The 23,253-nt window shown below is 66.8% G+C and carries 22 protein-coding genes; 6 read left to right on the plus strand and 16 right to left on the minus strand.

What is annotated here, in order from left to right; translation table 11 throughout:
• Positions 1 to 5: 5 nt before the first annotated feature.
• The 7 genes from MJ603_RS00175 to MJ603_RS00205 form a co-directional block, all read right to left on the minus strand.
• Positions 6 to 287: a DUF3618 domain-containing protein gene (locus MJ603_RS00175; RefSeq protein WP_243061651.1), complete on the minus strand. Its 282-nt coding sequence runs from the start codon at positions 285 to 287 to the stop codon at positions 6 to 8.
• A complete protein-coding gene (locus tag MJ603_RS00180; RefSeq protein WP_243061652.1) occupies positions 277 to 690 on the minus strand; it encodes a phage holin family protein in 414 nt (137 codons plus the stop codon). The genes MJ603_RS00175 and MJ603_RS00180 overlap by 11 nt, the downstream gene beginning before the upstream one ends.
• Positions 690 to 1,157, minus strand: coding sequence for a YtxH domain-containing protein (locus tag MJ603_RS00185; RefSeq protein ID WP_243061653.1), 468 nt, complete (start codon positions 1,155 to 1,157; stop codon positions 690 to 692). Before MJ603_RS00185 ends, MJ603_RS00180 begins: the two co-directional genes overlap by 1 nt.
• Before the next feature lie 23 nt (positions 1,158 to 1,180).
• A complete protein-coding gene (locus tag MJ603_RS00190; RefSeq protein WP_243061654.1) occupies positions 1,181 to 2,806 on the minus strand; it encodes an NAD(P)/FAD-dependent oxidoreductase in 1,626 nt (541 codons plus the stop codon).
• Positions 2,803 to 3,876 carry a uroporphyrinogen decarboxylase gene (gene hemE / locus MJ603_RS00195; protein WP_243062684.1) on the minus strand — a complete coding sequence of 358 codons (1,074 nt, stop codon included), beginning with the start codon at positions 3,874 to 3,876 and terminating at the stop codon, positions 2,803 to 2,805. The genes MJ603_RS00190 and hemE overlap by 4 nt, the downstream gene beginning before the upstream one ends.
• Positions 3,877 to 4,072: 196 nt before the next feature.
• On the minus strand, positions 4,073 to 4,420 hold the full coding sequence (locus tag MJ603_RS00200; RefSeq protein ID WP_243061655.1) for a phosphomannose isomerase type II C-terminal cupin domain: 348 nt from the start codon (positions 4,418 to 4,420) through the stop codon (positions 4,073 to 4,075).
• Positions 4,421 to 4,448: 28 nt separating this feature from the next.
• Entirely contained in the window at positions 4,449 to 5,240 is a 792-nt protein-coding gene (locus MJ603_RS00205) for a PIG-L deacetylase family protein (RefSeq protein ID WP_243061656.1), read from the minus strand.
• Between the two features lie 270 nt (positions 5,241 to 5,510).
• Between MJ603_RS00205 and MJ603_RS00210 the strand changes: the two genes are divergently transcribed.
• The gene (locus MJ603_RS00210) at positions 5,511 to 6,020 is read left to right on the plus strand and encodes a hypothetical protein (protein WP_243061657.1); all 510 of its coding nucleotides are present in this window, start codon (positions 5,511 to 5,513) and stop codon (positions 6,018 to 6,020) included.
• A gap of 18 nt (positions 6,021 to 6,038) precedes the next feature.
• On the opposite strand, the gene MJ603_RS00215 is transcribed toward MJ603_RS00210, so the two are convergent.
• Entirely contained in the window at positions 6,039 to 8,693 is a 2,655-nt protein-coding gene (locus MJ603_RS00215; RefSeq protein ID WP_243061658.1) for a hypothetical protein, read from the minus strand.
• 102 nt (positions 8,694 to 8,795) lie between these two features.
• On the opposite strand from MJ603_RS00215, the gene MJ603_RS00220 reads away from it, so the two are divergent.
• Entirely contained in the window at positions 8,796 to 10,082 is a 1,287-nt protein-coding gene (locus MJ603_RS00220) for a glutamyl-tRNA reductase (RefSeq protein WP_243061659.1), read from the plus strand.
• Positions 10,083 to 10,129: 47 nt separating this feature from the next.
• A complete protein-coding gene (locus MJ603_RS00225; protein ID WP_243061660.1) occupies positions 10,130 to 10,756 on the plus strand; it encodes a GNAT family N-acetyltransferase in 627 nt (208 codons plus the stop codon).
• 37 nt (positions 10,757 to 10,793) lie between these two features.
• On the opposite strand, the gene MJ603_RS00230 is transcribed toward MJ603_RS00225, so the two are convergent.
• Positions 10,794 to 11,264, minus strand: a complete 471-nt coding sequence (locus MJ603_RS00230; protein ID WP_243061661.1) for a helix-turn-helix domain-containing protein — start codon at positions 11,262 to 11,264, stop codon at positions 10,794 to 10,796.
• A 54-nt stretch (positions 11,265 to 11,318) separates the two neighbouring features.
• Between MJ603_RS00230 and MJ603_RS00235 the strand changes: the two genes are divergently transcribed.
• From MJ603_RS00235 to MJ603_RS00245, 3 genes are all read left to right on the plus strand, one after another.
• On the plus strand, positions 11,319 to 12,566 hold the full coding sequence (locus MJ603_RS00235; RefSeq protein ID WP_243061662.1) for an MFS transporter: 1,248 nt from the start codon (positions 11,319 to 11,321) through the stop codon (positions 12,564 to 12,566).
• A gap of 81 nt (positions 12,567 to 12,647) precedes the next feature.
• Entirely contained in the window at positions 12,648 to 13,364 is a 717-nt protein-coding gene (locus MJ603_RS00240; RefSeq protein ID WP_243061663.1) for a DUF4232 domain-containing protein, read from the plus strand.
• A 70-nt stretch (positions 13,365 to 13,434) separates the two neighbouring features.
• The gene (locus MJ603_RS00245) at positions 13,435 to 14,490 is read left to right on the plus strand and encodes an NAD(P)-dependent oxidoreductase (RefSeq protein ID WP_243061664.1); all 1,056 of its coding nucleotides are present in this window, start codon (positions 13,435 to 13,437) and stop codon (positions 14,488 to 14,490) included.
• 19 nt (positions 14,491 to 14,509) lie between these two features.
• On the opposite strand, the gene MJ603_RS00250 is transcribed toward MJ603_RS00245, so the two are convergent.
• The 7 genes from MJ603_RS00250 to MJ603_RS00280 form a co-directional block, all read right to left on the minus strand.
• On the minus strand, positions 14,510 to 15,217 hold the full coding sequence (locus MJ603_RS00250; protein WP_374230832.1) for an ABC transporter ATP-binding protein: 708 nt from the start codon (positions 15,215 to 15,217) through the stop codon (positions 14,510 to 14,512).
• Positions 15,210 to 16,241, minus strand: a complete 1,032-nt coding sequence (locus MJ603_RS00255) for an ABC transporter ATP-binding protein (RefSeq protein ID WP_279238567.1) — start codon at positions 16,239 to 16,241, stop codon at positions 15,210 to 15,212. Before MJ603_RS00255 ends, MJ603_RS00250 begins: the two co-directional genes overlap by 8 nt.
• The gene (locus tag MJ603_RS00260) at positions 16,234 to 17,433 is read right to left on the minus strand and encodes a branched-chain amino acid ABC transporter permease (RefSeq protein WP_374230771.1); all 1,200 of its coding nucleotides are present in this window, start codon (positions 17,431 to 17,433) and stop codon (positions 16,234 to 16,236) included. Before MJ603_RS00260 ends, MJ603_RS00255 begins: the two co-directional genes overlap by 8 nt.
• A complete protein-coding gene (locus MJ603_RS00265) occupies positions 17,430 to 18,458 on the minus strand; it encodes a branched-chain amino acid ABC transporter permease (protein ID WP_243061666.1) in 1,029 nt (342 codons plus the stop codon). The genes MJ603_RS00260 and MJ603_RS00265 overlap by 4 nt, the downstream gene beginning before the upstream one ends.
• Before the next feature lie 128 nt (positions 18,459 to 18,586).
• Positions 18,587 to 19,810: a branched-chain amino acid ABC transporter substrate-binding protein gene (locus MJ603_RS00270; protein ID WP_243061667.1), complete on the minus strand. Its 1,224-nt coding sequence runs from the start codon at positions 19,808 to 19,810 to the stop codon at positions 18,587 to 18,589.
• Between the two features lie 268 nt (positions 19,811 to 20,078).
• Complete coding sequence (locus tag MJ603_RS00275) at positions 20,079 to 20,945, minus strand: class A beta-lactamase-related serine hydrolase (protein WP_279238681.1); 867 nt, start codon at positions 20,943 to 20,945, stop codon at positions 20,079 to 20,081.
• Positions 20,946 to 21,141: 196 nt separating this feature from the next.
• Entirely contained in the window at positions 21,142 to 23,184 is a 2,043-nt protein-coding gene (locus tag MJ603_RS00280; RefSeq protein WP_243061669.1) for a M13 family metallopeptidase, read from the minus strand.
• Between the last annotated feature and the right edge of the window lie 69 nt (positions 23,185 to 23,253).

Genomic DNA, 23,253 nt, shown 5'->3' on the forward strand with positions numbered 1-23,253 from the left:
TCAGCTCATCTGGAGCGGATGACCCGCACGGCCAGCCACACGGCTCCTGCGATCGCTGCCGCGACACCGGCGCCGACCGTCGCCAGGCCGATCGGATTCTCGCGTGCCGCGGTGCCGATGCGCTTCGGCACGTTGAGCTTGTCCTGCAGTGCATCCAGGGTCGATGCCAGTTGGGCCCGCGCGGCAGCGACGTCTGCCACCGGATCGGCCTTCTTCGTCGATTCGGTGTTCTTGACCGGCTCTGCTTTGTCGACCGGATCGGCATTCGCCGTCGGTTCAGTGGTCATAGTCGCCCAGCCCCTTCACCGCGTTCACATCCTGCTTGACACTCTCGATGGTCTCGGTCGGAGCAGGCGGCATCCCTCGTTTGAAGACCAGCACACCGACCAGACCGAAGACTGCGGCCAGAATCAGCAGCCCGCCCGCGACGATCAGCGCCGCGGCCCATCCTGGCAGCGCCACCGCAATGCCGAGCACGGCAGCCGCGACGAGGACGCCGAGCATGAAGAACAGCAGTATTCCAGCGACGAGGAAGAGTCCGATGCCGATTCCTGCATTGATCGCCTTGCGTACCAGCTCGGCCTTGAGCTGCGCCAACTCGGCCTTGAGCAGCGCGACCACGAGACCGGGCAACTCCCGCAGCAGCTGAATCAGCGAGCGCTTGTCGCGCGGCTGCGTGCCGTCGGCCATCAGGATGCCTGCCCATCCGATCCGGCAGACCCGCGCCGCGGAGTGCTCGACTTCGACGATGATGTCGACGACTTGTTCGCGGCAGTCTTACTTCCGCTCGAGGTCTTCGCCGCAGTCGTCTTCGCGGCTGACGCTTTCGGGCCCGAGGCTTTGGTGCTGGAAGTCTTCGCTCCCGACGCCTTGCTGGCGGGGGATTTCGCGGCCGACGTCGCGGAAGAGTCGGAAGTCGACTTCGTCCCGCCCGACCGCGTCACCGCTCGCTTGACGCCCTCGGTCACCACGGTGCCGAGATCGCCGATGCGATCGGCCGCATAGTCCTGAGCGTTGTGCACCTGCTTCTGCACTGCTGGAGAATCCCACACGCGAAGCGCTGCGGATTTGATCTGCTCGTACCTGCGTCGTCCGGCGCGAGTACCGAGAACATACCCGACCCCCAGTCCGACGACGAAGAGAACTTTGCCTTTCATGGTGCCCCCGCCCCTCGCTGCGTTCAGTCTTTGTCGGTCAGCATCTTCCAGCGTAGTGCCCGGATGCGCTCGGCTGCCTTACGGGCATCCGGTACCACCGAGGCCAGCCCGGTGCCCGTGATCCACGACCCGGTGACTTCGAGTCCGTCCACCTTTCCGACGGCCCCGCGCACCGCGTCGATACGCTCCCGCTCCCCCTCTGCGGCAACCGGAAGGCTGTTGATCCAGCGCACCACGTCCGACGCGACGACACTAGATTCCGAAATCGGAATATTCAAGAGGGTTGACACATCGGCGAGTGCGCGCGAACGGATGCCGGCGGCATCCAACCCCTCCAGCGGACTCGGCGACCCCGCCCTGCCGTACGACAGCCGCAGCACGTGCCGTCCGGCCGGGAGCTGTTCGGCGACCCACGGCCACTTCGCCGTCACGTGGGTCAGAGCCTTCGCCGCGACCTGCGCCTCCGGCACGGTCTCGGCGACGAGTATGCCGGTGCCGCGTGGCGCGGCGTCGAGCCGATCGTCGTCGACGACCAGCGTGACGATGTCGACGGGCGACGCCTGAGGCCACCCGAGATCCGCGAGCGGCGCCAGTGACTCGGATGCCTGTCCCAGCAACCGCAGCGCGGCATCCGCCGGCACGGCCAGCAGCACCTCGTCGGCGTCGAGCACCCTGCCGTCGGAGAGGCGAACCCGCCAGCGGCCAGGACGCCGCGGTGCTGCGGCGGCGTCATCCTCCGCGCCGAAGACCTCGTCGATCGACGCGGCGATCTGTGCTTCGACGCTCGCGTCGGCTGCCGTCGCGCCGTCGTCGGTGGGTGAAGCCTGGTCAGCCGACGCATCCTCGGCATCGACCTCACCTGCAGGGCGCAACGCGACCACGCTCGCACCGGTGAGCATCACGGCGCCACGTGCGACGGCATCCTCGACCAGCGCGTCGATCAGTCTCGCCATTCCGCCGACGACGCCGCCGACTGCCGAGCCTGCCTTCGCCGACCCTCGAAGCATCGAAACGCCTCCTGAGAGCGAGCCCGCCTTGGTCATCGCCTCGTTCAGCCCGGGGGCCGCAACCGTCACATCGATGTCGTACGGCGAGGCGGAGTAGACCCCGGTCGTCACGGGGGCGACGAGGCTCTCCAGCACGGCACGCCCCATTCGTCTGCGCACGAGCTTGCCGAGATTGCGCTCCTTGCCGATCTTGAGCACGGGCACCAACCGGTCGAGGTAGGCACGGAACGCCCCTCCCCACCCGACGGCGGCGATGACGTCCTCGGCCAGCGGCGTGCTCGGAATGCCCAGAATGCCCGCCTTCGGTGTCGGCACGGCGCGTCCCGGCAGCTGGAGCCACGCTCCCGCGGCCAGCGGCGTCACGACCTCGTCGGTGAGGCCGAGCTCGTCGAGCAGTGCGGCCACGTGCCCGCCGCGAGTTGCGAAGCTCTCCGCGCCGGCATCCAGTCGGATGCCAGCGAGCTCGTGCCGCGCGACGCTCCCGCCGAGCTCGCTGCAGCTTTCGACCACGGTGGCTTCGAACCCGGGGCGTGCGATCTCCCGCGCCGCCACCAGCCCGGCAGCACCGCCGCCGATCACGACGACACGGGTCGGATTCTCGACCGCGAGCCGTGCGAGATCGCTCTCTGCAGGCTCGCTCATGCCGGAAGCCCGTGCACCAGGTCGACGATGCGGGTGAGAACGGTGGGATCCGTCTCGGGCGGCACTCCGTGACCAAGGTTCACGACGTGCGACGGTGCGCTGCGACCGCGCTCCACCACGTCGCGCACGTGGGCCTCGATGACCGGCCATGGGGCATCCAGATAGGCGGGATCGATGTTGCCCTGCAGCGGCACGATGTTGCCGAGCCGTCTGCTGGCCTCGTCGAGCGGCATCCGGTAATCGACGCCAACGACATCGGTGCCGATGTCGTGCATGGCTCTCAGCAGCTCGCCGGTGCCCACACCGAAGTGCACGATCGGCACGTTGCGCTCCACCGGCGTGGACGAGAGCGGGTCGGATGCCCGTTCCGGGTCGGGATACGCAAGGTCCCGCACGTGCGAAAGGGCCCTCGCCGACGCAGGGGCCACGTGCCGTGTGTAGTCCTCCAGCGACAGTGCACCGGCCCACGAGTCGAACAGTTGCGCCGCGCTCGCACCGGCCAGCACCTGCTCACGCAGGAACGTTCCGGTGATGTCGGCGGCCCAGGTCATGAGGGCGTGCCAGGCATCAGGATCTGCGTGCATGAGCGCGCGTGCGCGGATGTGATCCTTCGACGGCCCGCCCTCCACGAGATAGGCGGCGAGCGTGAACGGCGCACCTGCGAACCCGATAAGTGGAGTGCCGCCCAGCTCGTCGAGTTCCTCGACGGTGCGCCGGACTCCCTCGGCGATCGGTGCGAGAGCGCTCGGGTCGAGAGCCGGCAGCGCTGCTACGTCGGCGGCCGTTCGCACCGGGGCGCGGAGCACGGGCCCCTTGCCCGGGACGATGTCGACGTCCACTCCGGCGAGCTTGAGCGGCACGACGATGTCGCTGAAGAAGATGGCCGCATCGACGTGGTGCCTGCGCACCGGCTGCAGCGTGATCTCGCTGGAGAGCGCGGGGTCGAGGCAGGCATCCAGCATGGCTGTGCTCACGCGCAGCTCACGGTATTCGGGGAGTGACCGACCCGCCTGCCGCATGAACCACACCGGCAGCACGTCGGGCCTCCGCCCCGAGTACGCGGTGATCAGCGGCGAGCGGGAGGTGCGGCCGTCGACGAGCGGATGCTGCGCCGCGAGTCCGCCGCGCGCCTCCCCTGCCGAATCGGATCGGGTGGCTGCGGGTCGGGCGTCCGGCTGCGCGGGGGTGAAAGTCACGCCTTGAATTCTCACACCTGCACCTGAACGGCTGGGTGCGGCGACTTCGTCGGTGCGCTTGCAGTCGCAGTTACGCCCGGCCGAAGTCGTCTTCGAGCCGGGCGATGTCGTCTTCTCCGAGGTAGTCGCCCAACTGGACCTCGATGATGATCAAAGTCTCGTCTTGTTCATTCACGATGCGATGAGGCTGCTCGACGGCGATGGAGATGGTCTCTCCGACGCGAGCAATGACGGTGGCCCCGTCGATGACCGAAGAGGCAGCGCCCGCCACGACGGTCCACACTTCGGCTCGGTGCTGGTGCGTCTGGTACGAGAGGCGCGAGTGCGGCTTGACCTCGATGCGCTTGACCTTGAACCCGTCGCCTTCGTCGAGGATCGTCCAGGTTCCCCATGGTCGCTCTTCACGCTCTCCGATCACCTGGACTCCTTTGCACGGTCGGATTCGATCACCCTACGGGCGCGCAGACAGCTATTCGTCGGAGCGCCGCATCGATTCGTTCGTATCGCTCGGTCGCCCAGCCTTGAGCGTCATAAACCGCTCGGAGGAGAAGAGAGTCGCCAATTCGGTCTGCGGTGCCGATCAGTCCGCCCAGATCGCCCGTGCCCAAACCGCCCATGTAAGCGTCGAGCGCCAGCCGACGCTTGGTCTCCACATCCGCGACATCGAACGCGGTCAAGGACGTGCCGGTCCCGATCACGCGGCCTGACCCCACTTCTCGGTTGCCCGCATCCTCTGAGACAAGACGTAGACCAGCCCGCACGTCAGGGGCAGCGAGCCGAGCGCCCCACACGCCGCCGCGGATGATACTGCCGCGGGCCGCCACCCTTACGGCATAGCCGATCGCGACGTGATCGGGATGTCCAGTCAATCCATCCGCGCCCACGGTGAAGACGGCCCACGGATCATGCTCTTCCAATCGGCGACGCACAGCACCCTGCAGTCGTAGGGGGTCGGCCCGGGAGACCAACGGACGGCCCGGAGCATCTGTCCACTCCGCGCCCGGCTCCAGCCATTCCCACGAGCTCACCCCGAGGATGTCCAACGCGCGCTCGTACTTCTCCAACCGGCGCCGGCGAGCCCGCTCCAGGTCACGTGTCTCCGCCAGTTCTCCGGCCTCGCCCGCCGTCGCCACAATCGCGACGACCTTGAATCCCTCGGCGGTCAGTTGCGCGACGCGGCCGGAATTCGCGAAGGACTCATCGTCCGGATGCGCATGAATCAGCAAGACCGAATCCACCGCGCCACCGTATCAATCAGCCACAGCTCACTAGGCTCGCAAAAGTGGCCGGCCCGATGCACTTCGATCGTGTGGCGACCGGTTATGCGGCCGCGCGACCGCCGTATCCACCAGAGCTCTGGCGCGATGTCCTTGCGACCGGACTCGTCGGTCCCGGTCACCGCGCTCTCGAGCTCGGCGCCGGCAGTGGAGAGGCGACGGGCGAGCTCATCGCTCGGGGAATGGATGTTGTCGCGGTCGAACCTGGGACGAATCTCGCGGCAGCACTTCATGAGCGGTTCCCGAAGGCCACGATCATCCGTTCGCGCGGAAGACATCCGTCCCGCCAGCGCCACGTTCGATCTGGCGGTCGCCGCAACCTCGATGCACTGGATGGATCTCGACATCATCCTGCCGATCATCCACCGCTCGTTGACTGCTGACGGGCGTCTGCTGGTGTGGCGCAACGTGTTCGGCGATGCTGCAGCAGAGGTCACGCCGTTCCGTCTGGAGATCGAGCGCATCGTCCAGCGCCGCGGCATCCCGCGAGCAGGAAGGCCCGAGGACGCCGACGCGACTGTGAAGAAGATCACCGATTCCGGACTCTTCACCATCGAACGGCTCCGGCATTACCGCTGGACCATCGATCTGACAACGGAACAGGTGCGTGCTCTGTTCGGCACGTTCAGCGACTGGACGCCGAAGGAGGTCGATCGGGCGGCATCCGCGGTCGATGCACGCGGCGGAGCCGTCTCGGAGAGCTACACATCGTGGCTCATCGCCGCTTCGCCGTCACCCTGACGTCTCGGGCCTCCTGATTCACCCAGCGGCGTCGCGCTCCTCCTCGCGTTCCAGCTGCACCTTCGACGTCGTGAAGCGGAACGCCGCCCACACCCCGATGCAGAGCACGCCGAACGATCCGAAGACGGCACCGAGCACGATCGTGGGTGCGCGCAGCTCGATCCACGATTCGGGTTGGGGCAACACGATGATCGCGAAGAGCGCGGCAACCACGATGTAGGTGGCGAACCAGGCCCGCTTCGACCACTCCCAGATCTCGTGGCCCTCGAGGAACGCCATCGGAAGCATGGCGATCACCAGCTCGCTGAGCGCACCCACCATCACGGCCGAGAGCGACTCGACACCGAGCAGCGACCAGAACGATTCCTCGCCCCCGGCGAGAAGGCTGTAACCCGCCCACGCGATCAGACCGACGCCGACCAGAACCGCCGCACGCAACAGTGCGAGGCTGCCGCGCTGGCGCTCGCTGCTCCCCAGCGCCATCAGCACGAGCCATGCGCCGAAGAGCACTCCCGGCTCGAGACCGAGGGCACGCGTCAGGATGACGCCGGCCACCACGAAGATCAGCCCGCCCGGTCGCAGCACCGGCGTCACCGGCATGTGAAGGGACGACCTCGCCAGGCGTCCCGAGATGAGCACGAGCACCAGATCGTGCACGACCTGAGCGATGACGAGAGCCAGAACGAGGCGCAGCGAGGTCAGGTCGGGCGCGACCTTGGGGTCGGCGAACGACAGGATGAACCCGACGATCAGGGTGTAGAGCGTCACCCACGCCCAGAACCCCGTCGTGTGCGATGTGATGCGCGTTCCGAGCGGACGGAACACCCGCCGCACCGGCCCAGCCCACCGGAAGATCCTGTCGTAGTTCTCGCGCAACGTCGCTTCGAGCAGGATCGCGGGCAGCGCGATCAGGAACACGAGTCCCGCTATCAGACTGCCGGCCGCCACGAGCTGCGGCGGCCCGAGTCGGATGTCCTCGATCCTCGGCAGCGCCGACAGGATCGTCTTGTAGCTCGGGTCGTGCTTCGCGGTGTTGTGCACCTGGTACGTCTTGGTCGGGGCGTCGCCGCTCGCCTTCTGCTCGGGAGTCGGAGCGGGCGATGGAGGGATCGTCGCCGGAGGGGAGGCGATCGGCGTCGGTGCAGCCGCTGCGACGGCATCCGCAGGGCTCACCGTGATCGGGATGTCGCGCTCGTCGTCCGCATACCCAGGAGCACTGACCAGAACGACGAGCGTGTGATCGCCGATCTCGGTGTCGGCGGGGATCGTCGCCGAGCGTGCGAACTCACCACCCGTCGCGTCGAGGGAGGCGAGGACGACCGGCGTCGAATGGAGCTCGATCACCACGGTCGCTGCTGCGCCGAGCCCGTGCCCGGTCACCCTGATGGTCTCGCCGGGAGTGACGTTATGCGAGCTCAGGTCGACCCCTAGGCCGTCCGTGACGGCAAGCGACCACGAGCCGAACCTGAGCAGCGCCGGCGCCACAACCGGCTCGGCGGTGACGACCAGCTTGATCGTCTTCTCATCGGAGACACCGGCGATCGTCTCGGTCACGGTGAGCTCGTGCGTGCCGACGGCCGGTGCGGGCAGCGTGCAGCTGTAACCGCCGTCGGAGGCGACGGTCGTGGAGCAGGATGTGTCGGCATCCGCGATGTGTGCCGTCACGGTTGCCGGATTGTTCGGGTCGTACGCCGCGACGCCCGAGACGACAAGTCCCGAAGCGAGAGCGGATGCCTGCACCGTCTCGACTCCCGCCGTCACTCCGGCCACGCTGATCACGCTCGGGGCGACCGGCGGCACGAGCGTGTCATCGATGATGGTGAGGTGAACGGATGTCCCGCACGGCACGTCCGCGATCGTCTCGGTCACAGAGACGGTGAACGTGCCGACACCGGGGTCCGGCAGCGTGCAGCCGAACCGGCCGTCCGGCGAGACGTCGGACGTGCACGAGCCCCCGGCGCTCGCGACGGACACCTGTGCCGCGTAGTTCGGGTCGTACACGGCGATGCCGGCGATCTCGACACCACCCTTCACCGTTGATGCGCCGACCGAGATCGCTCCGCCCGTCTCGCCGTCGATGCTCAATATCCGTGGTGCCGCGGGGGTCGGAGGTGGGGGCGTGATCGTGAAGGTCGACCGCCCGAACCAATCGCCCCAGGCGAGCCGGAGCACGTCGATGACGTGTACGCCGGCGGCGGACACGGCCGGGCCGGAGCACGACCAGGAGAGGTCACGCAGCGGACCGGTCGTGCACCAGTAGTGGTGGTCGACGAAGACCACGACCGGAGTGCTCGGGCCACCTCCGGTACCCGAGACGGTGGTCACCGGACCCGTGAGCACCGCCCCGTCAGCGGGCGAAGTGACGCGGAACGGTGCCGGCTGCGGACGGCCGCCGGTTCCCGATAGGCCGGCCGGTACGACAGCAGCGACGCCGGCCCGGGAGGCACCGGTCTGCGCAACGGCGACAGACGGCGCGTCGTTCCCGGGCGTCCCGATGGCGACCTGATTCATACCGGCCGGCGGCCCTTGGGTCCCAGACGCCGAAGCGTCCGGCACGATGGCCGTGGCGAGCGCGGGCACCCCCATGGCGACCCCGAGCGCCACAGCGAAAAGTGCGCGCACCACCCGTCGAGCGACCGGTTTCGACGCCGGTCTCTGCGGTTCTGGGGCCACGGCACTCTCCGTTCACCGAAGACGCCCCGAAATGAGGGTTCCTCATTATCGTAAACTCTTGACCGTCAATGTGCACAGATTCAGCGGCGTACGATCTAACCCGTGCTTCTCTGCTTCACCGCAAGTCACCGCACGGCCGATTTCGAGCTGCTCGAGCGGCTCGAGCGGCACGCGGACGACGTCGACTCGGCACTGCGAGAGCACACGGATGCCTTCGCGGGCTCCGTCGTGCTGGCCACGTGCAACCGTTTCGAGACCTACCTCGACGTGACGGATGCCGCCCGTGCGGATGCCTCTGCCCTCGTGCTCGACACCGTCAGCACGATCACGGGGGTGCCGGCCGACGAGCTCGAGGCATCCACCGTCGTTGTCCACGAGAACGCGGTGGCCGATCACCTGTTCTCGGTGGCGAGCGGACTCGAGTCGCTGGTCATCGGCGAGGGCGAGATCGCCGGCCAGGTTCGGCGATCCCTCGAGAAGGCGCGTGCCAACGGCAGTGCGACCCGCGAGCTCGAGCGGCTGTTCCAGAACGCGTCTCGTGTGTCGCGCGACGTGAAGAACGGCACGAAGGTCGGCTCGGCCGGCCGTTCGATCGTGCGACTGGCACTCGAACTTGCTGAGAGCCGCATCGCAGACTGGGCGAGCGCGCGCATCCTGCTCGTCGGCACGGGCAACTACGCTGCGGCGAGCCTGAAGGCGCTGCGCGACCGTGGTGCGCAGGAGGTGCGGGTGTGGTCGCGCACCGGTCGCGCTGGGGCATTTGCGATCAAGCACGATATCGAGGCGGTCGATCGTGACGGGCTCGTCGAGGCGATCGCGACATCCCAGCTCGTCGTCACGTGCAGTGTCGCGCCGACCGTGTTGCTCGACCGCGAGCTCGTCGAGCGAGCGAGCCGACTCGACGACGCCGTCGTGCATCGCCTGATCGTCGACCTCGGACTTCCTCGCAACGTCGACAGCGATGTCGCCTGGGTCACCGGCACAGAGCTTCTCGACCTCGAGACCATCGGACTGCACGCACCACTTGAAGACTTCAAGGCGACGGAGCGGGCACGCTCCATCGTGAACGGTGCGGCTGCCGAGTTCGCCGCGAAGGGCGACGAGCGGGCCGCGGAGCCGGCGCTGGTCGCCTTGCGCTCCCACGTGCTCGGCCTCGTGGATGCCGAGATCGAGCGGGCGCGCGCCCGCGGCGACTCCTCGCAGCAGACGGAGGCCGCGCTTCGACACCTCGCGGGCGTGCTCCTGCACACACCATCGCTCCAGGCGCGCGAACTGTCGCGCGACGGCGACGCCGACACCTTCGTCGCCGGCGTGAACGCCGTGTTCGGGCTCGATTCGGAAGCAGCGCCCGGGCTGCGTATCGTTGCTGACGAGGGCCGGGCATCCTGACCTGGACGACGGAGCACGATGACGTGCACGACGAGGAGACTGGCAGCATGAGCACTGAGACGACGCAAAGCGACGCCGGGTTGCTGGCGCTGCCCTTCGAGACCCGCGAGCTGCGAACGGAGCGGCTGAGGCTGCGTCCGCTCACCAAGAGCGACCTCGAGCACCGTAGCGAGAACTACCAGAAGCGCACCGACGTGGTGCGCTACCTCCGCTGGGAGGCGCACGACCACGACGAGCCAGCGAAGAATCTCGAGAAGCGCATCGCCCTCGAACGGCTCACGCACGACGGCGACGGCCTGATCTTCGCCGTCGAGCTCTGTGCGACAGACGGGTCCGACGACCACAGAGTGATCGGCGACGTGAGCATCTCCGTGAAGAGCGCGAGAGATGCGCAGGTCGAGATCGGCTGGGTGTTCCACCCGGCCGTGCACGGTCGGGGTTACGCCACCGAGGCGACGACCGCGCTGCTCGGAATCGCGTTCGGCGAGCTGGGCGCCCACCGCGTCTATGCGGAGCTGGATGCCGCGAACGAGGCATCCGCTCGCCTCTGCGACATTCTCGGCATGACGCGCGAGGCGCTGTTGCGCGAGCGCGACCACATCGACGGTGAGTGGCACGACGTGGCGATCTTCGGACTGCTCGACAGCGAGTTCGAGGCTGCCGCGAAGGCCTGAGGGTTATCGGAGCGGCCGGGCTTCTCCGGCATGCGGGCTAACCGGCAGGCACTCCGATCGCGCCTGATCCCCGTTCGACCACGACGTCGTCGAGCGGCACCGGGTGGTCGTCTTCGTCGACGAACGCGAGGTGGAGCAGGCGTCCGCTCTCGGCCTCCACATAGCGCGTCGATGGTGCGTAACCGGTCGGCAGGTGCTTGTCACCCCACTCGGAGAGCGAGGCGAGCACAGGTGCAAGCTCGTCTCCGGCGGGCGTGAGAACGTATTCGTCGCGGGCGCGTGCGCCGTCCGCACGGTAGGTGCGACGCTCCAGAACACCGAGTTCCACGAGCTTGCCGAGGCGATCGGTCAGCACGTCGGGTGCTACTCCGAGCCTCGCCCTGATGTCGCTGAACCGGGTGATACCCAGCCTCACGTCACGCACCACGAGCAACGTCCACTTCTCACCGAGCACGGTGAGAGAACGGGCGATGGAGCACCGCTGGTTGACCTCGGTGGGTTGTTTCATAACGATGATCCTACCTTAGTTGGTTTTTCCTATCCAGAGGTGTACGTTCATCGCATGACTTCCCTTTCACCACGTGCATCGTTCTGGACAGCCGCAGCCGTGGCGGGCCTCGCGCTCTGGGCCAGTGGTGCGCCGACGATCGTGTACCCGTTGTACGAAGCCCAGTGGCACCTCAGCGCAGCTGCCGGCACGCTGATCTTCGCGATCTACCCGATCGCACTGATTCCGACGCTGCTCGTGTTCGGCAACCTCTCCGACCACATCGGCAGGCGAGCGGCAATCCTGCTCGGGCTCGTGCTCCTCGCCGCGGGTACTGTGGCGTTCGGCCTCGCCGGCGACCTGACCGCCGTACTGATCGGCCGCGCTCTGATGGGCATCGGCGTCGGCCTGTCACTCAGTCCCGCAACGGCGGCGATGATCGACTTCGGCGGTGCCGAGCGCGCGCCTCGCGCCAGCTCCGTGACGACGGCGGCCACCGCGACAGGGCTCGCTCTCGCCACCCTCGTGGGTGGGCTGCTCGTGCAGCATGCCCCGTTCCCTTTGCATCTCACGTTCTGGGTACTGCTCGTGGTGACCGTGCTGGTGGGCGCGGCTGTCGCATTCCTTCCACGCACTCGCGACACCAGCATCGGCCGGTGGCGCCCCCGTGCGCCGAGGGTCCCTGCCGGCATCCGTCGCGAGTTCGCCGCCGCCGCGCTGGGCGTTTCCACGGCGTTCGCCGTCGGATCGGTCTTCCTGGCTCTGGGGGCGCAGGTCGCACAGCAGCTGATCGGCTCGGGCGACGCGTTCATCAACGGTGCCGTGATCTCGGTCTCGGCCGTCGCGATCGGCGTTGTGGCGATCCTGGCCCGCCGACTACGGCCCCGCATGTCGCTGGCGTTCGCCCCGATCGCGATGGTCACAGGCCTCGCGGCTCTGGTCGGTGCCGGACTGGTCCACTCCCTCATCTTCTTCGTCATCGCTTCTGTGCTGACGGGTGCCGGCTACAGTCTGCTGTTCTCCGGCGGGCTGGGGATGGTCACCGCGAGCGCGCCCGCCCACCACCGTGCTGCCGTGATCTCGGCGGTCTACACGGTCGGATACCTCGTGCAGGCGATCGCCGCCCTTGCCCTCGGGGTGATCGCGACGTCGTCCGGCCTGCTGGCCGCGATCGAGATCGGCTCCGTGGTGCTCGTGCTGCTGGCCGTGGCCGCCGGTGTCGTGGGCAACGTGGGCGGGCGTCGGGCGAAGGCTCAGGATGCCCCGATCCCGCTCGTCACCTCGGGCGAGCAGGCTGCAGAGGAGTCCCGCCGAGCCGCTTGACCGCCCGCACCGAGTTGGGTGAGTGCGCGTGTCCTGGCGATTCGCCAGCATGCACCGCCTCATCTGCTGCACGATGGGGGCATGAGCGATCAGCAGGGATTCCCGGAGCCCTTCGGCGACGGCGGAGGCTCGGGGGACGGCAGCGGCGGCCCAGACGATCCGAACAAGGCGCGGCGGGGCATCCGGGGCCGCACGATCGCGATCATCGTGCTCGCGGTCGCGGTGGTCGTGCTGGTCGTCGTGGTGACCTCGCTCGTGTTCGCCCAGGGGACGAAGATCTCGCCGACCGCCAGCCCGATCGTCACACCGACCGCCCCCAGCACGACGACGAGCCCAACGCCTACGTCGACATCGACGAGCGGCGGCAATGTTGCGATGTGCACAGTCGACGATCTGTCGGTGACGCTCGGCACGTTCGACGGGACGGCCGGCAGCGAATACGTGCCCATCACGTTCACGAACACCTCGTCATCGCCATGCGAACTGCACGGTTTTCCCGGAGTTTCGTTCGTCGGCAAGGGCAACGGCACGCAGCTCGGCGCCGCCGCCGACTGGGCAACCTCGAAACCGATCGTGCAGAACACACTCCAGCCGAACTCGGTCGTCGTCGCGAACCTTCAGATCGCATTCGCCGGCAATTACGACTCGGCCGAATGCCAGCCACTCGCAGCGGACGGACTGCGGGTCTACCCGCCGCATTCGACTCGGTCCGTCTTCGTGAAGGCATCCAATCTCACGGCGTGCCAGAACAGCGCGGTGCACCTGCTCACGGTCACCACCCCGGTCGCGCCGCAATAGCGCGCCTCCGCCCTCTCTGCGCCGGGCAGAAGCCCTCGCTTCGGCGACCGCCGCCATCTAGCGTTGATGCATGGAATTCGGCAAGACGGCTTTCATCGTCGGCGGCACGGGCCAGATCGGCTCGGCGGCCGCGCGACATCTGGCCCAGGCCGGCTGGTCGGTTCTCGTCGGCCATCGCGGTGTGCACGGAGGGGACCCATCACTCGCCGAACTCGACGTGACGACGGTGCGCGTCGATCGGGACGACACGGATGCCCTCGTGCAGCTCGCCGACGGCAACGACCTGGTGCTCGACACGATCGCCTACGAACCGAAGCACGCCGACCAACTCGCGAAGCTCGCGGGGTGCGTCGGCTCGATCGTCGTCATCTCGACGGCCGCGGTGTATCGGGATGCCGAGGGTCGCAACATCGACGGCGCTTCCGACGAGGCGCGATTCCCGCGGTTCGCCGTGCCCATCGACGAGACGCAGCCCACGGTGATCGATGGTCCACCGACGTACGGGGTGCTCAAGGCGCAGCTCGAACGGGCGCTGATGGATGTCGACGACCTGCCGGTCAGCATCCTGCGCCCAGGAGCCGTGCACGGACCGTTCAGCGAGGCCTTGCGCGAGTGGTATTTCGTGGCGCGGGTGCGCGATCGACGTGACCACGCGGTGCTGGCGTACGAAGGCGAGAGCCGGTTCAACCCGACATCGACCTCCGCGATCGCAGAGGTCACGAGGCTCTGCGGTGAACAGCCAGGCAAACGCGTGCTCAACGTGGCCGACGACGATGTGTCGGTGACAGACATCGCCCGCGCGGTGTTCGACGCGATGGGCCACGAGCTCGAACTGATCCCGGTGCCGGGCGCGCCGGACCATGGGGTAGGCAGCACGCCGTGGTCGACGCCGACGCCCGTCGTGTTGAGCACGGCACGGGCACGCGACGAACTCGGCTTCGTGCTGCCGGCGCCCTATCACCGCTCCGTGCGCGACGACATCGAGTGGATCGTCGACGTCGTCGACGGCGCCAAACGCAGGCAGATCTCGTGGCGAGAACTGTTCCCGCACCTGGTGCTCCGTTACGGAGCGGATGCTTGGTTCGACTACGCCGCCGAGGACGCCTTCCTGAGCTCTCGCGGCTGAGCCGCTGCCCTGCTGGCAGCTACGCGACGCCCAGGTAGGCCTCCTTGATCGCGGTGTCGCTGAGGAGCTCGCGGCCCGTGCCGGAGTGCGTGATTGTGCCGGTCTCGAGCACGTATGCGCGGTGGGCGCGTGCCAGCGCCTGGTTCGCGTTCTGCTCGACGAGCAGAATCGTCGTGCCCTGCTCGTTGATCTCCGTGATGATGCGGAAGATCTGTTTGATGAACTGCGGCGCGAGCCCCATCGACGGCTCGTCGAGCAGGAGGAGTCGCGGCCGCCCCATCAGCGCACGGCCGATCGCGAGCATCTGCTGCTCGCCGCCCGACATCGTGCCGCCCGCCTGTGTACGACGCTCCTGCAAACGCGGAAACAGCGTGAAGACCCTCTCGAGATCCTCTTTGACACCGGTGCGGTCCTTGCGACCGTAGGTGCCCATGTCGAGGTTCTCGAGCACCGTCATGCCCGGGAAGATCCCGCGGCCTTCCGGCGCCTGCGAGATGCCTCTCGCGACCCTGACGTGGGCCTTGACCTTGCTGATGTCGTCGCCGTCGAAGGTGATCGATCCCTTGCTCAGGTTCAGCAGGCCAGAGATCGCCTTCATCGTCGTGGTCTTGCCTGCCCCGTTCGCGCCGATCAGCGAGACGATCTCGCCTTCCTCGACGGAGAACGACAGACCGTGAAGCGCCTCGATGCGGCCGTAGCCGACGACGACATCCTTCAGTTCAAGCAGCGTCGTCATCCGGCTCTCCCAGGTAGGCGGAGATCACGCGCTGGTCGGCACGTACCTCGGCAGGCGATCCGTCCGCGATCTTCTTTCCGAATTCGAGCACCACGATGCGGTCGCAGACGCCCATCACCAGGCGCATGTCGTGCTCGATCAGCAGCACCGTGTACCCGTCGGCACGGATCGTGCGGATGAGATCCATCAGCTGGTCCTTCTCCGCGGGGTTGAACCCGGCGGCCGGCTCATCGAGACAGAGCACCTTCGGGTCCGTCGCCAGCGCACGCGCGATCTCCAGCCGGCGCTGGCTTCCATAGGGGAGGTGGCGCGAGAGTGTGTTCGCCGACTCGGCGATCCCGACGAACTCGAGCAGCGCGATACCGCGCTCCACCGCCGACTTCTCCTCGCGGTAGTGGCGCGGGCTGCGCACCAGCGCGCCGGGCACGCTCGTCTTGTGGCGGGCATCCAACCCGACCACGACGTTCTCGAGCGCCGTCATCTCCCCGAAGAGACGGATGTTCTGGAACGTGCGTGCGAGGCCCGCCCTGGTGATCCTGTGCTGCTTCTTGCCCTTGATCGACTTGCCCTCGAGCAGAACATCGCCGCTGGTGGGCTTGTAGACCCCGGTCATCGCGTTGAAGGCCGTGGTCTTGCCTGCGCCGTTGGGGCCGATCAGTCCCAGGATCTCGCCGCGATTGATGTGGAAGGTCACGTCGTCGAGCGCGGTGAGGCCGCCGAACTTCACGGTCACCGCCTTGACCTCGATGATCTTCTCGCCCACCTCGACGGCGATCTCGCGCTCGGATGCCGCGGCCTCCGCGACCTCCTCGTCGATGCCGGCTTCGGCGAGCACCTCCGCCAGTTCCGCCTCGTCTGGCACGTCCGTGTCGGCCTCGGGAGTCGGGTCGGGTCCGATGTCGGTGAGGTCGGCATCCGCCGGCCCTTCGTTGGGGACCGACTCGGGAACGGCCCCGAGGTTCGGATCGTTCTCGACAGGAACGCGTTCGCGCTTCTCGTCGCGTGGCTCACTCATTCGGCACCCCCTTCGCCGCTTCGGCTGCCGCCGCTTTCTCCTGTTCGGATGCCACCCTCGCGGCTCTGAACTCGCTCACTTTGTCGAGCGCAAGACGCGAGTACGTGAGCAGATGCGCCTTGGCGGCGACCAGCCCCTGCGGGCGGAAGATCATCAACACGATCAGGATGATGCCGAAGATCAGGTACTTGTAGTCGGCGATGGCCGTGAAGCGCAGCGGGATGTATGCAACGATCGCGCCACCCAGAATCGCCCCGACCTTGTTGCCCGAGCCGCCGAGCACGACGGCCGCGACGAACAGCATCGATGTCGCCACGTCGAACTTCTGGTTGTTCACGAAGCCGACCTGACCGGCGAACAGTGCGCCCGAGAGACCGCCGACGCCCGCGCCGATGGCAAACGCCCACAGTTTGAACTTGAACGTCGGAACGCCCATGATCTCCGCCGCGTCCTCGTCTTCACGAATGGCGATCCACGCCCGGCCGACCCGACTGCGCTCGAGGTTGCCGACCAGCAGCAGGATGACGATGATCACCGTCACCGCCAGCCAGTACCACGGGACGCCGTTCGAGACGGAGAAGATCGGCTGCCCATCGGAGGCGGTCCCCGGCGGATGCCCGACCTCTTTGAATCCGACCTGCCCGCGTGCGGCGGGGATGATCGTCGCCAGGATGCGGATGATCTCACCGAAGCCGAGCGTCACGATGGCCAGGTAGTCGCCCCGGAGACGCAGCGTCGGAAGTCCGAGCGCCACACCGAACAGCATGGCGATGCCGAGGGCGAGCGGAAGCGTCCACAGGTACGGAATGTGGATGAGCGACGAGTCCGGAGACGTGAAGAACGCCGCCGTGTAGGAGCCGATCGCGAAGAACGCGATGTACCCCAAGTCGAGCAACCCGGCGAATCCGACGACGACGTTCAGGCCGACGGCAACCAGTGCGTAGACCGCCATCTGGAAGCAGGCGATCGGGAAGTCGTTGCCCGGTTCGGTCGTGATGAGCCAGGGGTTGGCGACTGGCAGGTAATACACCGCAGCCAGCACGATGATCAGGAACAGCCACTGCTGCCAACGAGCCATGCGGTTCCACCGCCGGCGCCAGCCGCCGAGGAACTGCTTGCGTCCGCCGAGTGCCTCGCGGGATTCGGTCAGCTGAACCGCCCGCGTCGTGCGCACGGGAGTCTGCTCGCTCATGCGCGGCTCCTTCCGAGAGTCTGCCCGAGCAGACCGGAGGGCCTGATCAGCAGAACCAGCACCAGCACGATGAACGCGACGACGTCAGTCCACTGCGAGTCACCGAGCAGCAGCTGACCGTAGTTCCCGATCACGCCGATCAACAGACCACCGAGCAGAGCGCCGCGCACGTTGCCGATGCCACCGAGCACGGCCGCCGCGAACGCCTTGATGCCGAGTACGAAACCACCGTTGTAGATGACGCCGCTCGGCACCTTCATCACATAGAACAACGCGGCAGCACCCGCGAGGATGCCGCCGATCACGAACGTCGTCACGATGATGCGGTCCTTGTTGACACCCATCAGCGTCGCGGTGTCCGGATCCTGAGCGACGGCACGGATGCCGCGCCCGACGCGAGTACGCCGGATGTACTGGTCGGTGGCCACCATCATCACGATCGCGGCGATCACGATCGTGAGTTGCTGGCTGTCGATGATGGCGCCGAACACCTGGAAGATCGGCGTCGGTATGAACATCGTCACCGCGGGCTCCGCGTTGCTGCCGCGCACCAGAAAGATCAGGTACTGGATCGAGAACGACGCCCCGAGCGCGGTGATGAGGAATGCGAGCCGGGATGCGCCTCTGCGACGCAACGGCCGGTACGCCACCCGTTCGACGACGAACGCGGTCACGACCGAGAACACCATGCCGACCAGCATTGCGAGTATCAGGTTGAAGATGATCGCCCAGATCGAGAGGTTCGGGGCGTTCGGTCCGAAGCCGAGGCTGGTCAGCGTGAAGACCACGCCGTAGCACCCCATGATGAAGACCTCGGAGTGCGCGAAGTTGATGAGGTTGAGCACGCCGTAGACGAGCGTGTAACCGAGAGCGATCAGCGCGTAGATGGCGCCGAACGTGAGTCCGTCGAACGTCGCCGGCCAGAAATTCTGGAGCAGCGACGTGACGTCGAAGTTGATCCAGCTGTTGTCGGTTGAGACGGATGCCGGCAGGGCGGCCGACAGGGAAAACAGAGTTGCGAGCATGTGGTTCTTCCGGTGCCGTGTCGAACTCCGACCGCGTCGTCGGGTTTCGGCAGTTTCGGGTCAAGCATGACCGTGCCGTGGGGCGGAAGCTCACCGCCCCACGGCGCGGCTGAATATCTCTGCTTCGTTTAGCCGATCACGCCGACCGACACGATCTTGCCGTTGTCGACCTTGTAGCCGTAGACCGTCGACTTGGCGAGCTCACCAACGGAGTCCCACTGGTAGTGCTTGCTCAGGCCGTCCGCGTTGTAGCTCTTGACCCAGTCCTTGAGCTTGCTGCGATCGGTGTTGCCCTTGTCGATGCCCGCAAGCAGGATCGTCGCGGAGTCGTAACCCTCGATCGAGTAGGTACCGGGTGCCGCGTTGAATGCGGACTGGTACTGGTCGGAGAACGACTTGATCAGCTCACCGGGGATGCAGGGGCAGGTGAAGTAGGCGTTGTTCGATGCGTCGCCGGCCAGCTTGATGAACTGGTCGTCCTTCACGCCGTCGGGGCCGACGAACACGCCCTTGTAGCCCTTGTTGACGAGCTGCTGGTCGAACGGCGCGCCCTCCGCGTAGTAGCCGGAGTAGAACACCGCGTCGGGCTTGGCGTTGACGATCTTGCTGACCGTCGCCGAGAAGTCCTTCTGACCGGTCGTCACCTTGTCGGTACCGACGACATCGGAACCGAGTGACTTCTGGATGGCAGTCGAGAGGCCGATGCCGTAGTCCGAGTCATCCTGAACGACGTAGACCTTCTTGTCCTTCAGCTCCTTCGTGATGAAGGTGGCCGCTGCCGGCCCCTGCACGTTGTCGTTGCCGAGTGCACGGAAGAACGTCGTCCAACCGTTCTTGGTCAGTCCGGGGTTCGTCGCCGATGCGGTGATGTGCACCAGGCCGGCCTGCTCGAAGATGCCGCCGGTCGCCTGCGACTCACCCGAGAACGGGAGGCCGACGACGCCGATGATGTCCTTCTCGTTGACGGCCTGTGTGACCGGGCCGGTGGCCTTGGTCGGGTCGCCCTCGGTGTCGAACTTCTTGAACTGCACCTGGCAACCGGGGTTGGCCTTGTTGTGCTGGTCGATCGCGAGCTGCACGCCGTTGTAGATGTTGATTCCGAGCTGAGCGTTCGGGCCGGTCTCCGCACCGATGTAGGCGAGGGTGAGGCCGCTGCTGCACTTCGCATTGCCGTCACCGGCAGGGAGCACAGCGTCCTTCGGGACGCTGATCGTGGTCTGTGCTGGCAGGTCGACCTTGCTTGCAGCGCTGCTGGTCGATCCGCCGGTCGACGATTGGTTGACGCACCCAGCCGTCAGGAGCATGACCGCTGCTGCTGCGGCCACCGCCCCGATGATCCTCTTCGATGCCATGTTGTATTGCCTTTCACCTCAGTGAAGGGGCGTGTCGGACCCCTGCCTTGCACGGTTGCAATGTGGTGAACGCTAGACGACGGTCAAGACGGGCCGCAACGACAAGGCCACGCATTGTCCCAAATCTTTACAAAACGCTTACACGCGCACGCAGCCAACGTCCGCTGATTTCCAGCCAACGACGCCTGCCCCGTAATGGGGGTTTACGTTACAGGACCATTCGCATATGCCGCGGCAAGCATATGGCTTCTACGAGCCGGCGGATGCCTCAGTGCACGTATTCGAGCAGGTCGCGCCCGACCGCGCGCATCCCGTCGAGCACGACGAGCCTCGCTGAGAGATCCGTGTCATCGAAGTGCGTCGACACCGCGTAGGTCACGCCGGCCCGCGGACCGCGGAGCACGCCGACCTCGCTGCGCACGCCGAGGTCCGATCCGGTCTTGTTCATCAGAAGCACGCCGTGGTCGGGACCGCGATGCGCGAGCGGGTCGAGGCCGAACGCACCGGCCACCATCGAAAGGTCATGGTTGAGCGAGAGCCAGGCGACCACGCGCTTGCTCGTGCCGGCATCCACCACCTCGCCGCGCGCGAGTGCCGAGAACAGCCATGTCAGTTCCTTGGCGCTGCCCACCGAGAGTTGAGGTGCGTCGTCGGGACCGCGGTGGTCGCGCACGAGATCGAGCAGGGCCGTTCTGGTGAGCCCGAGCTGCTGTGTGCGCGCGCTGACCGAGTCGAGGCCCATGCGTCGCAGCAGCACGTTCGTGGCGAGGTTGTCGCTCGTCGCGCCGACGAGTGCCGCGAGATCGGCGAGCGGCAGCGAGGGCACGGCGAGGTGCTGCCAGATGCCGGAGTCGCCGACCGCGTCGGTGTGCAGCCGGTCGACGAGGCTGAGCGGGCTGGTCTCCCTCGACTCGAGTCGAGCGGCGACCTCGACGAGCAGGAGCACCTTGCCGATGGATGCCGTCGGCATGACGACGTGATCGTCGACCGAGAACAGCACGGCGCCCGTCGCCAGGTCGACCGCTCTCGCAGAGACCTGCACACCGGCGAGCGCCAATTCGCCGAGCGCGGTGAAACCCTTGTTGAAGCTGTCGCCCGCGTCGTGCCCACGATGCTTGCCGCGGCGCGCCGTCATGTGCCTGGCTCGACGCTCGGAGCCTTGCACGGGGGCACTCACGGTCTGTTCATCCTCGTCGAGTCGTGGCTGGGATCGGTCGCCCCGCCCCCGCCGCGGCCACCGATGGTGTCTCCATCAAACCACGCGCAGGAGGATGCTCACGACGTACGACGATGCGCCGGTGATGGGTAGGCGATGCGTTCGCCGAGCACTGTCACCAGATGGTGACGCGGCGCTCCGGATCGAGCCAGGCGGCATCCGTTTTCTGCACCTCGAACGCGTCGTAGAACGCGTCGATGTTGCGCACGATCTGGTTGCAACGGAACTCGTTCGGCGAGTGCGGGTCGATCGCGAGCAGACGGACGACCTCGGCGTCGCGTGCCTTCTGCTGCCAGGCCTGCGCCCAGGAGAGGAAGAACCGCTCGGCACCCGTCAGCCCGTCGATGACCTCTGGCTCGACCGCGGCCAGTCCGGACCCCATCGATGAGTCGAGGGAGATCAGGTACGCCTTCCACGCGATGCCGAGGCCGCCGAGATCGCCGATGTTCTCTCCGATGGTCAGTGCACCGTTCACGTGATGGTCGGGCACCTGAGCGGGCGCGAGCGCGTTGTACTGCTCGATGAGCGCGCTGGTGCGCTTCTCGAACGCTCTGCGGTCCGCCTGAGTCCACCAGTCCTGAAGTTTGCCGTCGCCGTCGAACTTCGAGCCCTGGTCATCGAAGCCGTGACCGATCTCGTGCCCGATCACCGCACCGATCGCTCCGTAGTTGGCGGCGTCGTCGCGCGCCGGGTCGAAGAACGGGAACTGAAGGATGGCCGCGGGGAACACGATCTCGTTGAAACCCGGGTTGTAGTAGGCATTGATGGTCTGAGGGGTCATGAACCACTCGTCGCGGTCGATCGGTTTGCCGATCTTGCCGAGCTCGCGGTGGAACTCGAACTCCGCTGCCCGTCGCACATTGCCGATCAGATCGGTGGGGTCGACCAGTAGTCCCGAGTAATCCCGCCACTTCACCGGGTAGCCGATCTTCGGCGTGAACTTCTCGAGCTTCTCGAGCGCACGATTCCTGGTGCGCTCCCCCATCCACTCCAGCTTGCCGATGGACTGCCGGTACGCCTCGATGAGGTTGCCGACCAGGATGTCCATGCGCCGCTTCGACTCCGGCGGAAAGTTCCGCTCGACGTACACGCGGCCGACGGCCTCGCCCATCGCGCCCTCGACGAGCGAGACGCCACGCTTCCACCGCTCCCTGATCTGGGGCGTGCCGGTGAGCGTGCGCCCGTAGAAGTCGAAGTTCGCGTTCACGAAGTCGCCACTGAGGTACGGCGCAGCATCGTGCAGCACGCGCCACTTCAGCCAGTCGCGCCACTGCGGCAGCCTGTGCTCGGTGAACAGCGCCGCGAGCCCAGCGGTGAATCCGGGCTGACGCAGCACGACCTCGTCGAACGCGCCATCCGGCGCGCCCAGCGCCTTCGCCCAGATGTCGAGGTCGACACCGGGAGCACACGAGATCGCGTCGCGCCAACCGAAGAGGTTGTAGGTCTTCTCGCTGTCGCGGCTGGCGACGTTGTCCCAATGCTGCTCGGCGATCTTCGTCTCGAGGTCCAGCACGTTCTGCGCGCGGCGCGGGGCATCCGTGATGTCCGCCAGCTCGAACATGCGCTGCACGTGCGCGACGAACGCGTCGCGCACGGCCGCGAACCGTTCCTCGCGGTAATAGCTCTCGTCGGGCAGCGAGATGCCGCCCTGCTCGAAGAACACCAGGTAGCGATCGGGGTTACCAGGATCGTTGTCGACGAACAGCTGATAGAACCCGCTCAGTCCGCTCTTCTCGAGACGTCCGATCGTCTCGAGCAGGCCGGGAACGGAGCTGACGTTGCCGGCGAGCGCCAGACGCGACTGCACGGGAGCCGCCCCGAGCGCCTCGACACGATCGGTGTCCATGAAGCTTCTGAACAGGTCGCCGAACTTGCGCGCCTCAGTGCCCTCTTCGGCATCTTTCGCGTCGTCGATGATCTCGCTGACCGCCTTCTCGGACTGCTCGGCGAGCACCATGAACGAGCCCCACCTCGCCTTGTCGGCCGGAATCTCGGTTCGGGAGAGCCACTTGCCGTTCACGTGCCTGAAGAGGTCGTCCTGCGGCCGAACGCTCGCGTCGAGCTCTTCGATCAGGATGCCGGAGGCCGGCGATTCCGAACCGCTTCGTGACACCTCGGGCTCGGTGTTGTCATCAGGCTGCTGCACCGCGTCGCTCATGTGTTCAAGCCTAAGGCGTGGCTCTCTTCGCATTCTCGGCAGACTCTGAACCCGCCGGAACGCTTGCGC

Origin of the sequence: Humibacter sp. RRB41 (assembly GCF_022761015.1) — a bacterium.
Lineage (GTDB): Bacteria > Actinomycetota > Actinomycetes > Actinomycetales > Microbacteriaceae > Humibacter.

Coding starts and splice junctions, on each gene's coding strand:
- MJ603_RS00175 (WP_243061651.1), bottom strand. CDS start 287: ATGACCACTGAACCGACGGCGAATGCCGATCCGGTCGACAAAGCAGAG.
- MJ603_RS00180 (WP_243061652.1), bottom strand. CDS start 690: ATGGCCGACGGCACGCAGCCGCGCGACAAGCGCTCGCTGATTCAGCTG.
- MJ603_RS00185 (WP_243061653.1), bottom strand. CDS start 1,157: ATGAAAGGCAAAGTTCTCTTCGTCGTCGGACTGGGGGTCGGGTATGTT.
- MJ603_RS00190 (WP_243061654.1), bottom strand. CDS start 2,806: ATGAGCGAGCCTGCAGAGAGCGATCTCGCACGGCTCGCGGTCGAGAAT.
- MJ603_RS00210 (WP_243061657.1), top strand. CDS start 5,511: ATGAGCGGTTCCCGAAGGCCACGATCATCCGTTCGCGCGGAAGACATC.
- MJ603_RS00225 (WP_243061660.1), top strand. CDS start 10,130: ATGAGCACTGAGACGACGCAAAGCGACGCCGGGTTGCTGGCGCTGCCC.
- MJ603_RS00230 (WP_243061661.1), bottom strand. CDS start 11,264: ATGAAACAACCCACCGAGGTCAACCAGCGGTGCTCCATCGCCCGTTCT.
- MJ603_RS00235 (WP_243061662.1), top strand. CDS start 11,319: ATGACTTCCCTTTCACCACGTGCATCGTTCTGGACAGCCGCAGCCGTG.
- MJ603_RS00240 (WP_243061663.1), top strand. CDS start 12,648: ATGAGCGATCAGCAGGGATTCCCGGAGCCCTTCGGCGACGGCGGAGGC.
- MJ603_RS00245 (WP_243061664.1), top strand. CDS start 13,435: ATGGAATTCGGCAAGACGGCTTTCATCGTCGGCGGCACGGGCCAGATC.
- MJ603_RS00255 (WP_279238567.1), bottom strand. CDS start 16,241: ATGAGTGAGCCACGCGACGAGAAGCGCGAACGCGTTCCTGTCGAGAAC.
- MJ603_RS00260 (WP_374230771.1), bottom strand. CDS start 17,433: ATGAGCGAGCAGACTCCCGTGCGCACGACGCGGGCGGTTCAGCTGACC.
- MJ603_RS00265 (WP_243061666.1), bottom strand. CDS start 18,458: ATGCTCGCAACTCTGTTTTCCCTGTCGGCCGCCCTGCCGGCATCCGTC.
- MJ603_RS00270 (WP_243061667.1), bottom strand. CDS start 19,810: ATGGCATCGAAGAGGATCATCGGGGCGGTGGCCGCAGCAGCAGCGGTC.
- MJ603_RS00275 (WP_279238681.1), bottom strand. CDS start 20,945: ATGACGGCGCGCCGCGGCAAGCATCGTGGGCACGACGCGGGCGACAGC.
- MJ603_RS00280 (WP_243061669.1), bottom strand. CDS start 23,184: ATGAGCGACGCGGTGCAGCAGCCTGATGACAACACCGAGCCCGAGGTG.